Source organism: Limisphaerales bacterium, assembly GCA_014382585.1.
Taxonomy (GTDB): domain Bacteria; phylum Verrucomicrobiota; class Verrucomicrobiia; order Limisphaerales; family UBA1100; genus JACNJL01.
On the sequence record JACNJL010000041.1, the window covers coordinates 142,762 to 157,526 of the forward strand.

The window sequence follows — 14,765 nt, forward strand, 5'->3', positions numbered from 1 at the left end:
ATGACTCCCACTCTCATCACCCTTATCATTGGCGCAATCGGCCTTGCGGCTTGGGTGCTATTAGCCGACCCGCCGCCACGCCCATTGGATCTACCCGACGAACCTTTTCCCGATAATTGGCGTGACCTGCTAAAAGAACGCTGGCCGCTTTACAACACGTTGCCGGAAGTGCTGCAGCATCAAATTGAGCAGCTAACCATCGTATTTCTCGACCGGATTGAATTCCAAGGCGTTGATCTCAAAATCACGGATGAAATGCGCGTGCTCACTGCCGCGCAGGCGTGTTTATTGCTGCTGAATCAAGATACGTTTTATTCGCCCAACCTCCGGTCAGTTGTGATTCACCCAAGTGCTTACACCGCCACCAGCTATGACGAAGCGGGGGGGGAAACAATGGAAAAACAAATCGCCGTGCAAGGCCAATCGTGGGGCAGCGGCTCCGTGGTGCTCTCGTGGGACAACACCCGCACCGGAGCTGCCAACTCCAAGGATGGACGCAACCTCGTGCTGCACGAGTTCGCCCATCAACTCGACCAAGCCGACGGCCAAGCCGATGGCGCGCCCGCACTGGGTTCGCGTGAACAATATCAGCGCTGGCAAAAAGTGTGCTTGCGAGTGTTCACTGACTTGCGGGACAAAGTAGAGCACGGCAAGAAAACTGTGATTGATGATTACGGCGCCACCAATCCTGCTGAATTTTTTGCCGTAGCTACAGAAACGTTTTTCGAGAAACCTCACCAACTCAATAAACGACGCCCGGAATTATACGCGTTACTGAGCGAATACTATCGCGTCAACCCACTCTCGTGGCCTTAAAGTCCCTCCCTAAAAAACTTCACCCGCCAGCGGGGAGCCAGCGGGTGAAGATCCTTAGTAGCCTTTACTTGGTCTGCTTCTTACTGGGCAGCTCGTTCTGTGGGGAACATCCAAACTGCTTCGCAAAAAATTAGGGCAGCAGAATTTGCTGAACATAGATAAGTGATGAAGATCATCGGGAGTAGGTTTTGCGGAAATTAGTTTTGCTCCGGATCGTGCCGGCGCAAGCCCACATCGTGGGCGATGTCATCGAATTCCTCACGACTAACGTCATCCAGACGCTTGCCGCGATCAGCGAGTTTTTCGTTAATCTTCAAGGCTTTCTCTGTCATCTCTTCGTGAGTATCCTTCGTCCCACCCACCAGCGCAAAATTTTCACCCTGCGTAACTCGCTTATGCCCATCGGTGTCGAGCCCCACGCCTACCATCACGGCCTTTGATTTATGTTGGGGCAAACGTGCCATCTGTGAAAAAAGGTAACAAATTCACACCCTGTGAACAAGTCGAAACTAAGGCGCAGTCAGCGATTGCCCATTATGCTGCGGTCCCAAGCCCAAAAAAAACGCGATCGCCGTCTCCGCCCATTCCTTTGCCGAAGGGAAATCCGTCGCCGATGGCCCGAAACAACTGCGCAACATTTGCGTGTTGATGATGCCCGGATTAAACGGAATTGCCGCCATTCCTTCCGGCAATTCCTGGGCCAACGATTGTGTCAGCCCCTCGATCGCCCATTTGCTCGCGCAATAAGGCGCAACCTCCGGCGAAGCCGAACGTCCCCAGCCGGAACTGAAATTCACAATTACTCCACTATGCGTCCGCGCCATTGATGGCAAAAAATGACGGATCACATTTGTCACGCCTTTGATGTTTGTGTCGATGACATCATCAAATTCTTCAGCCGACACCTCCCACAAGAATTTATTTTTATTAATCACCGCTGCGTTATTGAGCAACAAATCCGGCGCACCATATTCCTGAATGGTTGCAGCAGCCCATTCGCGCACGGCATTGTCATCCCGAACATCTACCACCGAAAATGAATGCGATTGGCTCCATGCTTTTTCGAGTTCCGTGATTTTCCTTTCTGACCGACTGCATCCCACCACTCGGTGCCCCTCCGCCGCAAATCCCTCGACCAACGCCCGCCCCAACCCACGCGCTACGCCCGTGACCACCACCACTTTCCCTGCTGAATTCCCGCGCGCCATTATCACACGCGGATAATTAAGGCGTTTTCATTTAGCGTCCACTCTTTATATTCACACTGCGTGAACCGCTTTGAGAGCAAGTGCCACCAAGCCAAGCCGCTCTGCCGTCGGGAGATTGCTCCGAGCGACTTCCCCAAGTGGCTCTTCCGAACCGGCGACCACTGCCTCGCCTGCACTATCGCCAGCAGCTGCACGAGAGTTATTGTTTATTCAAGCCTTTGGGTAAACCTCGCCGCCCTGTTCGGCAAACTCTCTTGATTTCTCAGCCATTCCAGCCTCCAAGGCAGCCGCGTCGGTCAGATTATTCTCGGCGGCGTATTTCCGGATGTCGTCGGTGATACGCATGCTGCAGAAATTGGGCCCACACATGCTACAGAAGTGGGCGGACTTAGCACCATCGGCAGGAAGGGTTTCATCGTGAAACTCCAGCGCGCGAACGGGGTCGAGGCTAAGGTTAAACTGATCTTCCCAGCGAAATTCAAAACGTGCCTTGCTCACCGCATTGTCGCGATACTGCGCACCGGGATGGCCCTTGGCGAGATCCGCCGCGTGCGCGGCGATTTTGTAAGTGATGACACCTTCCTTTACGTCATCGCGATTGGGCAACCCGAGATGCTCTTTGGGCGTCACATAACAAAGCATCGCTGTTCCGTACCAACCAATCATCGCTGCACCAATGCCGCTAGTGATATGGTCATAACCGGGAGCAATGTCGGTGGTTAACGGGCCAAGCGTGTAGAACGGCGCGCCGTGGCACCACTCGATTTGCTTTTTCATATTCTCCTCAATCATATGCATCGGCACGTGGCCGGGGCCTTCGTTCATCACTTGAACGCCGTGCTCCCAAGCGCGAGTGGTAAGGTCGCCCTGCACTTTCAATTCACCAAACTGCGCCTCGTCATTGGCATCCGCAATGGAACCCGGGCGCAGCCCGTCACCGATGGAGAAGCTCACATCGTACGCCGCCATAATTTTGCAAATGTCATCCCAATGAGTATAGAGGAAATTTTCCTTGTGATGCGCCAGGCACCACTTAGCCATGATGCTGCCGCCGCGGCTCACAATGCCGGTGGCTCGTTGGGCGGTCATCGGAATAAACCGCAGCAAAACGCCGGCGTGAATGGTAAAATAATCCACTCCCTGTTCCGCTTGTTCAATAAGCGTGTCGCGGAAAATTTCCCACGAGAGATCTTCTGCGCGGCCATTAACTTTTTCCAACGCCTGATAGATCGGCACCGTGCCAATGGGCACGGGACTGTTGCGGATAATCCACTCACGGGTGGCGTGAATATTTTTGCCGGTGGAAAGATCCATCACGTTGTCCGCGCCCCAAAGTGTCGCCCAGCGCATTTTATCAACTTCCTCTTCGATGCTGGAAGTCACGGCGCTGTTACCAATGTTGGCGTTGATTTTCACCAGGAAATTGCGGCCAATAATCATCGGCTCACTTTCGGGGTGATTGATATTGGCAGGAATAATCGCGCGTCCTGCGGCCACTTCATCGCGCACAAACTCGGGCGTGATGTATTCTGGAATCTTCGCACCGAATGAATTCCCAGAATGCTGATGTCGCAACTCACTCGGCACTGCATCCTTCGATTCCAAGGCTTGCTCACGCCCGAGGTTTTCGCGAATGGCGATGTATTCCATCTCCGGCGTGACAATGCCCTGCCGCGCATACCACAGTTGCGTGACCGGATGATTTTTTGCCCGCAATGGCTTGCGGCGCAGACCGGGAAATTCCCGATGTTGATTGCGCCCCGTCCCGGGCGCTTGTTCCGCGTGGCGCTCGGACAAAAATCCATCATCCTCCGGGCGCGATGTGCGGCCATCAATTTCTTCCACATCGCCGCGCGCTATAATCCAATCGCGCCGCACGGCGGACAGCCCTTCCTCCACCGAACGCAAGTGAGCGGGATCTCCCCACGGACCGCTGGTATCGTACACGCGCACCGGTTCGTTCAATTCAGATTCACCAGAAACATTACGCGTCGGGCTTTGGTCGATTTCGCGCATCGACACACTCACGCGCCTGCCTTTCACATAAACGCGACGGGATTTGGGAAAGGGAATTTGGCTTGCGCCGGATTCGAGAGCAGATTTTGTGGTAACCATAATTCAGGTAGGGGAATGGAACGCGAATCCCTTGCCGGCATTACCCGGCAGGTTCATTGGGTCAACCGCACCATATTTGGCGTGGAACTCTCAGCCTTCCAGTTGGCTCCCCTGCCCGTTTCTAGCCGCGCACGCGTGAGGGGTCAAACCTCGAATGACTTGCCACAACCACAACTAATCTTGGCATTGGGATTGGTTATCTTGAAACCGCTATCATTTAGGTCATCCGAGAAATTAACAACCGAGCCGCGCAAGAAATCCGCACTGATCGAATCCACCACCACTGGCACGCCTGCGCAATCCATGACCCGATCGTTGTCGCGCTGCTCATCAAATACCAAGCCGTATTGCATCCCTGAGCAACCGCCCTGCTCCACGTACACGCGCAAGGCTTTGCCCTCCGGTTTCGCATCCGCGGCGATCATGCGTTGCACTTCCGAAACCGCCTCCTGCGTCAGCGTTACACAATCCTGTTCCTGTATTTGTGACTCCATTACGAAAAGTATAAACCGAATTTCCTGGAAACTCAACCACGCTTATTTTTGTCGGGCGCGTTGATCTAAAAATTGTTGTTTCCGAACCCCCAACCCTTTTTGCATCGAGGGATATTCTTTGATTAATAAATTGCAAATTTCCAACGCTCCCATTGGGTTCTCCAGCTGACTCAACAAATCCATCGCCATCAGGCCGCTTTGTGCGCGCCAATGGGCATCCGCCGTTTGGCCCGGTTGCAAATGCTTGCCATACACGACCGTCAACAAATGATTTACCGCTTCGTTCAATAATTTTTCACGATCCGCACTTCCCCGCGCTTGTTGTTCCAGTACTTTGGCCAACCCGACCCGGGCCTGAGTTCTCACCGCTGCCGGCACGGACCCGGTAACCGCGATCGCTTTCCCGTAGGCCATCAGAGCATCTGCCCGACGCCCTGGGAATTTTGAAGAAACCGAGAGGCAAGAATCACCGATTCGCCCCCACGCACGCGCTGCCACTGCATTGGTTGGGCCCGCCTGCACCACATTAAAAAACGAATTAGTTGCAGCATTAAGCCCCTCTTCGCCTAACTCGAGCATAGTGAGATCTCCCAATGCGAAGTGGGCATCAAGCTTCATCTGCGCCGGCGTGTCACCATCGTTAATCAACCGGGTAAACTCCTTACGCGCTTCGCCAAATCCTTGCCGTGCTACTGCCGCACGTCCGGCCATCAAAGTTGCGCGCCGCCGCAATGCCGCTGGCGCATCGGTTTGGCTGGAAATAGATTTGTAAATTTTCTCTGCGGCCAAATGGTTCGTGCCCGAATTAAATGCATCATCCGCCAGCCACATGTTTGCCAAATGCGCCTGTTTGGTTTTGGGATGAGATTGGATCACCGCCTCAAACGCCGCCACCACATTGGTCGATTGCCCACTCATGGACTGCGCCCAAGCGTGGTCAAACATGACCCGTGCGTGCAATGGGTGCGTTTTATGTTTCGCAAGCCATATTTGATAGGCTTTATCGGCAGCATCCCAATCCGCTTTGACGATGAGCCCTCGAATCGCTTCCAACTCCGCTTCAGGTTTTAATGATGAATCGGGGGATTCCTGTTGCAACCGCGCCAAAATCAACCGAGCTTCCGGTGCCTGTCCAGAATCCAGTTTTGCCTGAGCCAATGAAAGCAATCCCTGATCGGCTAATTCATTATTGCGTGGACGCAGTTGCGCGAGCAACGGATCAATGGCCGGAAAATCACCGAGAGCGAGGGCACTTTGCAACGCGATAAACTGCGCGATATCGCGAAGAGGCTCGGGTAGGGTTTCCGGTAAACCTTCACGCACCGCAGTATGCTGCCCCAACCGCGCCTGAGTTTGCGCTAGTTGTAATTTCGGCCAAGGCGCGATGGGCGAATTCCCAAGCAATTCAATGGAACGACTCCAGGCGTCTCGGGCTGATTCCTGTTTCCCTTCCGCCAAGAGGCACCACCCTTCTCCCCATTGGGCTCGACCCTGAATGAACACATCAGTCGATCGGGCCGCCCGGCTAAATCGAGCTCGCGCACGGGCCAAGTGAGCGCCACCGGCTTGTCGGTGTTGCAACAATTCTAATTCCCCCGCAAGGCAATCTAAAGTACCCACAAAATTTGTGGCGGAATTCAGTTTCCCCAACTCATCAAGCGCATTGATGGCCTCACCAAATCGATCCTGCCGAAGATGAAAACGTGCTGCACGCAAAAAGCCTTCATGCCGATGCACGGCGGGCATGCTGGATGATTGCAATCGCGAGTATTCGCGCAACGCGGCAGGAACATCATTCGCTGCCTCGTGAATCCCGGCACGAAAACGGTACACCTGTGCCAGTTGATTGGTCTGCCCCATTTTGCGGGCCAATGATTCAATATCTAAGGTGGTGGCCAGTGCTGTTTTGAAATTGCCCGCCTGGTTTTCAAGTTTAGCCGACAGAAAAAGCCGGCGCCACTCGCGATGCAAATTTGAGGTGGGCGGCAATCGCCTCAATTCTTCCGCCGCTGTTTTCCAATCCTGTTGCTCGTACAGCGCCTGGGCCAACAATAACTGACCCTCCTGCGCCCAATTTGAATGCGGACGCGTCTTGGCCAATAATTGGAACTTCCCCTCAGTGGGGCGTAACAATTGCACTACATTTGCCCAGTCGTTTTTCCGGGCCGACACTGTGGCCATTGCCACGCTTGCGGCGAGTGAATAATTGGATTCAGGGTGTTGTTGTAAAAATTCCCGCAAGTGTGCAGCCGCAGCATCAAACTGGTTTAATTGCAAACGGCATTCTGCTTTCCAATATAAATATCCATCTGCCAAATCACCGGCAGCATCTTCGCCTTTGGATAGTTCTGCCGCGGCTTTGGTGAACTCACCCATTTGATAAAACGCCTGGGCCCGCAGCAGCACTGCGGTTGCGCGTTGGGGCGACTCTGGATACTGCGCAACAAACTCATCCAACCACCTCGCTGCCGTCGCCCAATGTCCCGCCTGAAATCCCCGTACTGCAGCGGCATATGCACGGCCCGATGGCGTTTCGGGTGGGCTCGTGCGTAACCGAACATCGCCCGTCACCCCGGCGGCTGCGGTTTGCACTAAAAATAAAATGAGCATTAGCTCCCTCATCCAGCAGAAATCTTTCGCCGCACCTTAACCGTGGGCGCGGGTAATACGCGACTTAAAAAATGCCCCGTGTGGCTTTCGGCACAACTCGCCACATGTTCGGGCGGACCTTCGCCGATGAGCCTGCCGCCTCCGTCGCCCCCCTCAGGGCCGAGATCCACCAGCCAATCGGCGCACTTGATAACATCCAAATTATGCTCAATCACCAACAGCGTATTCCCTGAATCACGCAGCTTGGCAAATACATCGAGCAACCTCGCCACATCATGAAAGTGCAACCCCGTTGTCGGCTCGTCCAACAAATACAACGTGCGCCCAGTTGCTCGCTTGCATAATTCACTTGAAAGTTTCATGCGCTGGGCCTCCCCACCGCTGAGGGTAGTGGCACTTTGGCCGAGCTGCAAATAACCCAAGCCCACCTCAGCCAGTGTAATACAAATGGTGTAAACTTGCGGCACGGACCGGAAAAATACACACGCTTCATCCACCGTGAGCGCCAATACATCCGCGATATTCAACCCCTTATAATGCATCTCGAGCGTTTCACGATTATATCGGCGCCCCTGACAATCTTCACAGGGAACATAAACCGACGGCAGAAAATGCATTTCAATTTTCAGCATGCCATCCCCTTGGCAGCGTTCACAGCGACCGCCCTTCACATTGAAACTAAACCGCCCGGGCCCATAGCCGCGCACTTTAGCAGATGGCAAGCGCGCAAATAAATCTCGGATGTGCGTGAACATGCCAGTGTAAGTTGCCGGGTTGCTCCGCGGCGTACGGCCAATCGGTGATTGATCAATCACAATCGCCTTGTCGAGGTGCTCCATTCCTTCGATGGATTCGTGCGCGCCGGGGCGATCTTTGGAGCCATGCCATTTGCGGAAAAGCGTACGACGGAGCACATCATCCACCAACGTACTCTTGCCGGAACCGCTAACTCCGGTCACACACGTGAATGTCCCCAGCGGGATGCGGACATCAATATTCTTCAAATTATTTTCCGATGCCCCACGGATCTCCAACCAACCTCGCTCAGGTGTCGCGGTGGTCCGTTCTTCCGGTGGCGATATGGTGAATTCACCGGATAGATATTTGCCAGTGATCGAGCGTTTCACTTTGCAGATTTGCTTCACCGTGCCGGCCGCGACCAATTCGCCGCCGTGCACGCCCGCGCCCGGACCGATGTCGATCACGTAATCTGCAGCGCGAATCGTGTCCTCATCGTGCTCCACCACGAGCACGGTATTTCCTAAATCACGCAGACCTTTCAGCGTAGCCAGCAGCCGATCGTTATCCCGTTGGTGAAGGCCAATGCTGGGTTCATCAAGAATATAAATCACCCCAACAAGACCCGCTCCAATTTGCGTGGCCAACCGAATTCGTTGAGCTTCACCGCCACTGAGCGTGCCGCTTTCGCGATTCAGCGACAAATAACCAAGCCCCACGTTTCCAAGAAATCCTAGGCGGGCTTTAATTTCTTTCAGCACCTCGCCGCCAATTTTTTCCTGCAATTCAGTTAATTCAAGTGAGTCTAAAAACTTAAATGCATTAGCCACGGACAACCGGCACAATTCCATCACTGAAAGCCCCGGGATAGCCACTTTGCGGCGTCGACCTTTGGGCCGAAAACGATTGGCTTTTGCGCCACCCAACGTGCAGGAGAGGATTTCCGGTTTAAGGCGTTGACCATGGCAAATATCGCAAGGCTGGCTACTCATGCAACTTTTCACGCGTTTTTTTGTAAACTCGCTGTCGGTTTCCTGAAGCAAACGCTCAAGATTCGGGATGACGCCTTCAAATGGTTTGGGTGCGGGATTTTTTTTGGTGGCGCCCCAAAAAGCAAATTTGATTTCCTCTTCCCCGGAACCGTGCAGCAAGATTTCACGAAATTGTTCCGGCAATTTTTCCCACGGCACATCCATCGGCTGATCGTAATGCGCGGCAACAGCTTTGATAACGTGATTATAATAAATGATCATTCGCCGGCCACCACGTTTCCACGGGGCGATCGCACCTTCGCCAAGTGTTTTTTCTGGATTAGGCACTACCAAATCTGCATCGAACACCAACTTCTGCCCCAAGCCATGACACACCGGACACGCGCCGAAGGGCGAGTTGAATGAAAAATGTTTTGGGGTCAACGTGTCGTAACTTTTTCCGGTGGCACTGGAAACCATTTGGGTGGAGTGCAGTGTCTCCGCCCATTGATCAGATTTCTTTTTGCCGGACTGATGCAGTGCCAGCACTCTGCCCTGACCCCATTTGAGAGCGGTTTCCACAGAATCACCAAGTCGCTGCCGGATGCCATCGCCGATCACAAGCCGATCCACCACAGCCTCAATGTGGTGTTTCTTTTTGGGATCGATCATGATGCGCGTGTTGACTTCCAGTTCCACCAATTCGCCATCCACCCGCGCTCGCACAAATCCTTCGCGCGCAAGTTTTTCAATCACGTCACGGAACTCGCCCTTTTGATGCGTGATCACTGGCGCGAGCAGCATCACCCGGGTTCCTGTTTTCATTCCCATCACCCGATCAATAATCTCCGTGGGCGTTTGCTGGCTCATCGACTCCCCACTCTCGGGGCAATGCGGCGTGCCGATGTGCGCGTACAATAGCCGTAGATAATCAAAAATTTCCGTAGTGGTGGCGATAATCGAGCGCATGCTGCCGCCGGCACTGCGTTGCTCGATCGCGATGGTGGGCGAAAGGCCTTCGATGAAATCCAGCTCCGGCTTTTGCATTTGATCCAGAAATTGCCGTGCATAAGCCGAAAGCGATTCGACATATTTGCGCTGTCCCTCGGCGTAAATGGTGTCGAACGCCAGTGATGATTTACCCGAGCCGCTGAGGCCGGTCACCACCACCAACTTGTCGCGCGGAATAGTGAGCGAGAGATTTTTGAGATTATGCTCCCGCGCGCCGCCGATCCGGATAAGATTCGCTCCCATAAAAGAAGCGAACCCTACGCCTGCTCCAATGAAAAACCAAGCCTGCGCTACCGCAGAATGACCGGTGCGGTGCTTTCCACCACCATCCGGGGCAAAGGCGGAGGTGTGGCAGTGGCTACACCACGGATTTTATTGAAATGAAATTCTCGCCATTTCCCAACCCCCTCCAACCGGAATATCGTGCGCTGAGCCGCCTCACTGCTGATGCTGTAGTTTGTGCAAAGTCCACCCTCCTTCACCGCGTTCTGCGCGGGCTTCAGCGTTTGGCTAAACGTATACGCAACAAAGCGTGGCGTGCCATCGGTTCGTAACAGGGACAGGATCTGCTGCGGGATGCGTTCGTAATCGGATTCATTGGGAAAGAATCGCTGTGCATATAGTTGGATCATATTCCCGGTATTTTGTTGCGCGTCATTAATCATCCTCAGGAAATCCGGATTGCCATCGGTTAATTCGCTCACTGCAAGCAAATCACTTACTCGTTCAAACGGCACATCACCGCGTTGCCGATTAATGGATTCAATGATGCCTTGCATAAATGCACCGGGGGCCAGACGGAAATCAAAGCCCATGCACGTTGGATCCATGCAATTCCCCAAATGCCGCACACTGTGAAAATTCCAAGTGCCATCATTATTTTTGAGCACCTTGCGCGGAACCGCCACACCGGATAACACCGCACCCCATGCCGCCGGACTTTTGGCGTTGACCGATAACAATCCTGTGGAGGCCACGGGCGTTTTGCTTGTCGAAAATAAATCCACCAGTCGATGATCATTCGTCGGCAGCGTATCCAACGTGCCGGTTTGCCGTTTCCACGCGTCCGTGCTGACAAGGTACATCCAATTCGAAGGATCCGCAGGATTAAGCGTGTAGCCAACGGTGGTGGCCAGTTTGTTGATTGTGAAGGTGGAATCCCACAGCGTTAGCGCTTTGGGCGCTAATTGCGGATTCGAATAATCGTAACGAATGTTTCCATCATAACCCTGATATTCCGGGGGGCCTCCTTGTAACTGAACTCGGTCTCCCTGCCAAAAGAAAGGCACATTCCCCGCTTCGATGACACCGGAGACGGCATCAATCGAGCGAATCAATAAACGATTTGCCGGTTTAGATTTGAGGTAAACTGTCTGCCACGGCGTCCCGCGATGCACCATCCCCAACCAACCCAGCGTCTCCATGCCGCCGGTGTTTTTGTGTGGAAACTGCCACCAATCCGGCCCCAGCACACCTGGATCTTTCAGCGAAATATGATCATACGAATCAGCCCAAGGCCGCGACATATTTTTCCCCATGTTATAACGCGTGTCCGCCACACTCCAAGGTCGGTACACATAATTTTCATACCCCAAATTATTCGAAGTCCAGTTGCCATTATTTCCACTAAGATATTTGATGAATGGAGGTTGCTGGGGATGGGGATTATTCGGCTTCATCGGGTGCACCAACGTGTAGTCCCGCCCTGTGCCATTCACCAGCGGATCATTCACCTGCCAACTCATTTCGTACACTTCACCTTGATAAAATTCCCACAATTTTTCGCCCTGCGCATTTTGCAGTGTCGGCAAAAACACCCCTCCGTTTGCGGTAGTGTGCGATCGCAGGCAACGGAATAAATTGGTCTGACCGTTGCTGATACATTGAATCACTTCATTGGGCTCAAACCGCTCACCCGGTTTCCAGGCCGCCTGTTTCCACCGGGGGAAATCTGCGCCAAAATCGAACGATGTATGGGCTGTACGGGCATAAAAACGAACCCCACTCGCATCCTCCACCTGATCGCCCTGTTTATAAACACGATCGGATTCCCAGCGTTCCCATTGCGCCGGCAAATCGGCAGCTAAATGTAATCGCACATAATCAATCACGCGATCCTGCGGCGCGCTTGGATCTTTGCAGGTAATTTTGACCGCAACATTTACCTGAAAATCATCCACCCGCCACCGTGTTCGCTTTGCTGCATCCATGCTCATCACCGGCAAGGCAAACCTAAACGGCATAAAGGGTAACGCCGATTTCCCAATTTGCACCGACATTGGGGCAGTATCGCTCAGCGTCGCGTTGATTTGCTGCGAGGGTCCCGCCCCATTCAATTGGCCGGTGACCGAACCGGCAACTGTCGTTTTGAGTGCCAGTGCATGGCTATATAAATTGTCTCTCAATTCCACGCCCACATGCAGGACCGGCTGCACTAACACTCTTCCCGGATCACTGCCCGGTGCCACATGCCATTTGATCGCCGCCGACACTTCATTCACGCTCGGCCAAATGCTGGCGTGCGTTGGTGTTTGGGTGCGATTATTAACGCCTATCAACAACGGAAACCCCGTCGCCCCGATGCCGGAAACTTGCGGCACGCCCGGCCGATCCGGCAAATTATGAACCGGAAATTGTTCCAATTGATTATCATTCATCACCCGCATCCAGCCCGCTATATAAATATTATCACCAGCTTCCCGCAACAACACCGGCCGAAAAACATGGGGCCAGGCCAACCGCATTGTCCCGCCATTATCAGGCAGTGAATACCACGCATCCGGTGCGTACACTTCTGTAAGATTCAATGCCACCTGCAGCAGGCGCTGTACTTCAGGGGTGAACGTATTGCTGGCCGGCGGGTATACTTGAATATTATCCGCTCCGAAAGCGCTCGCGTCCGTCTCGTTATTGAACAATGTGAGCGCAGAATCGGAACCAATATGGAATGCATCACCACGCCGTTTCATTGCATTATCTAATAACAACGAAGCTAGGCGGGTGAATTTTTTTGCCAATGGATCAAATCGAAGTTGAAAGTTTAGCGGCGCCGGTAAATTAGAAAAATCGCTGGCAACCGCCACCCCCTGTTTGTTTTGGCCGACAATCATAAAGCGCACTTTGTGGTCATCGGTGGGCTCAGCCGCACCACGCCGCAGCGGGATATCCCACAAACGAACCCGGCGCGAATCCAAGGCTTGGGCAAAGAACCACTGATTCACAATGGGCACCCGGTTCGTGGGGCTCAAATAGCGGTACACCGTTTGGTTCATCACATTGGTGGTGCTTTGAGCTGTGGCACTGAGGAGCACCCGCTGGCCCGTAGTTAGCCCGTGCCCATTATTGAATTCCAGAACTTCTGCGATCGCTTTGCCCGGCACATTATTGGTGCCCACCTGATTCGCATTCAGAGGCGTCCAAGAGGCAATATCCTCACTGAAATCTTTATCGGTAAAATATTCGTTTAACAGTAGCTTCACCTTAGGAGGTTTCCCGATCCGAACTCCCATCGCATCAATGGATTTTGAAGTGGCTGGCACCTCGGAGGTGAGTGTCGTGAATGTACCTGCTAAATTATAAAAGGCCCGCCCGGTTTGATCCGCTTGAAGCCATTGGGTAACGCCCTCGTGCGTGATCGGCTGCATGCCATTCACAGCGGGACGAATTGGCGGCCGCAGAAAATTCATAATGTCCACATGCTCACGCTGATTAGGCATGCCCGGCTGCACGGTATCCATATTGCCCCACGGATAACGATAGTTCCACAGGCCCACGAATCGCGGTTGGTCAATATGCCGGCCACCGGCATGCCGAAAAGCTTCGCCCAATGAGGATTGGTCCACCTGTTGGCGATAGCCATTGTACGAAAAAGCCGCCGAATCCAAGGCCGCCAGTGACCCTGCGAGATTCAATTCCCAAGCCGCGTTTCCATGGCCCCGCAAATAGCCTTCCTCATTGCCTAGTGTTTTTGAATTGTTGTGCGCATGATTGATGTCGAGCAGTTTATCCGCTGGAGCCACCAAATACGCATACCGTGCGACGAACCGGTTGTTTTTTCCGTGCGGCTGACTGGGATCTTCCAAAACGCCAATCCAATGTGGATCCCCCACTTGATTGGTGGTGGTCGGCTGAAACGCAGCCCGTTTGCGGGGCCCCAGATCGTGATTCAAATTCAGAAAATAACGAAACTCATCCGGAGTGCGATCGCCATCCAGATCATAATATACCGGCGCGCGCGGATCCGTCTGCAACTGGGTGAGTTCCGCATTCGGGATCGGCGCGGTGAATGTGACTCCGTCAATATTGGTGGACACTAAAACCTGATAATTCCGATTGCTCACGATTTCGTTAATCACTGCCGATTGTGCGCGGGCAAGCCCTGCGTCAATTGCCAAATGCGTTTCAGTTTGCCGCACACTCATCGTCACCGCGCTTCGGTCCAGCCGCGTGAACGACAAAAATGCCACGACCATAAACGTGATTAACGACAACATAATCAGCGCCACGATCAGCACTACCCCACGATGATTATTGGATTTGTTCTCCATCAATCTTCCTCCTCTGGATCAGTGGAAACGAATGTATAAACACCCTCATTATCCACCGCGATTTGTAACAAGTATTGTTCAGAAATATCCTTCGAACGCCCAAGGCCGATTGTATTGATCCGCACTGGCACTGCGCGCGCTGCATTGAGATTCGCAATTCCCGGCACGATAAAATCAGGAATCTGCCCATCCGTTAGCAACCAGATGGTGTCCGGGTTCATGGCAAACGCTGCCTCCAATGCACGCGTGGGATTA

9 protein-coding genes and 1 riboswitch are annotated in these 14,765 nt (G+C 53.3%); of the genes, 1 reads left to right on the forward strand and 8 read right to left on the reverse strand.

Features of this window, described 5'->3' with window-relative positions; translation table 11 throughout:
- The gene (locus tag H8E27_09210) at positions 1 to 816 is read left to right on the forward strand and encodes a zinc-dependent peptidase (protein MBC8325787.1); all 816 of its coding nucleotides are present in this window, start codon (positions 1 to 3) and stop codon (positions 814 to 816) included.
- Between the two features lie 197 nt (positions 817 to 1,013).
- Here the strand turns inward: H8E27_09210 and H8E27_09215 are convergent, their stop codons facing one another.
- From H8E27_09215 to H8E27_09250, 8 genes are all read right to left on the reverse strand, one after another.
- Positions 1,014 to 1,280 carry a hypothetical protein gene (locus H8E27_09215; GenBank protein ID MBC8325788.1) on the reverse strand — a complete coding sequence of 89 codons (267 nt, stop codon included), beginning with the start codon at positions 1,278 to 1,280 and terminating at the stop codon, positions 1,014 to 1,016.
- Positions 1,281 to 1,325: 45 nt separating this feature from the next.
- A complete protein-coding gene (locus tag H8E27_09220) occupies positions 1,326 to 2,024 on the reverse strand; it encodes an SDR family oxidoreductase (protein MBC8325789.1) in 699 nt (232 codons plus the stop codon).
- Positions 2,025 to 2,234: 210 nt separating this feature from the next.
- On the reverse strand, positions 2,235 to 4,139 hold the full coding sequence (thiC, locus tag H8E27_09225; protein MBC8325790.1) for a phosphomethylpyrimidine synthase ThiC: 1,905 nt from the start codon (positions 4,137 to 4,139) through the stop codon (positions 2,235 to 2,237).
- A 9-nt stretch (positions 4,140 to 4,148) separates the two neighbouring features.
- Positions 4,149 to 4,262, reverse strand: a riboswitch (TPP riboswitch).
- A gap of 20 nt (positions 4,263 to 4,282) precedes the next feature.
- On the reverse strand, positions 4,283 to 4,633 hold the full coding sequence (locus tag H8E27_09230) for an iron-sulfur cluster assembly accessory protein (protein ID MBC8325791.1): 351 nt from the start codon (positions 4,631 to 4,633) through the stop codon (positions 4,283 to 4,285).
- Positions 4,634 to 4,675: 42 nt separating this feature from the next.
- A complete protein-coding gene (locus tag H8E27_09235) occupies positions 4,676 to 7,255 on the reverse strand; it encodes a tetratricopeptide repeat protein (protein ID MBC8325792.1) in 2,580 nt (859 codons plus the stop codon).
- On the reverse strand, positions 7,252 to 10,206 hold the full coding sequence (gene uvrA, locus H8E27_09240) for an excinuclease ABC subunit UvrA (GenBank protein MBC8325793.1): 2,955 nt from the start codon (positions 10,204 to 10,206) through the stop codon (positions 7,252 to 7,254). The genes H8E27_09235 and uvrA overlap by 4 nt, the downstream gene beginning before the upstream one ends.
- Positions 10,207 to 10,253: 47 nt before the next feature.
- Positions 10,254 to 14,510 carry a hypothetical protein gene (locus tag H8E27_09245; GenBank protein ID MBC8325794.1) on the reverse strand — a complete coding sequence of 1,419 codons (4,257 nt, stop codon included), beginning with the start codon at positions 14,508 to 14,510 and terminating at the stop codon, positions 10,254 to 10,256.
- Complete coding sequence (locus tag H8E27_09250; protein MBC8325795.1) at positions 14,510 to 14,731, reverse strand: VWA domain-containing protein; 222 nt, start codon at positions 14,729 to 14,731, stop codon at positions 14,510 to 14,512. Before H8E27_09250 ends, H8E27_09245 begins: the two co-directional genes overlap by 1 nt.
- Between the last annotated feature and the right edge of the window lie 34 nt (positions 14,732 to 14,765).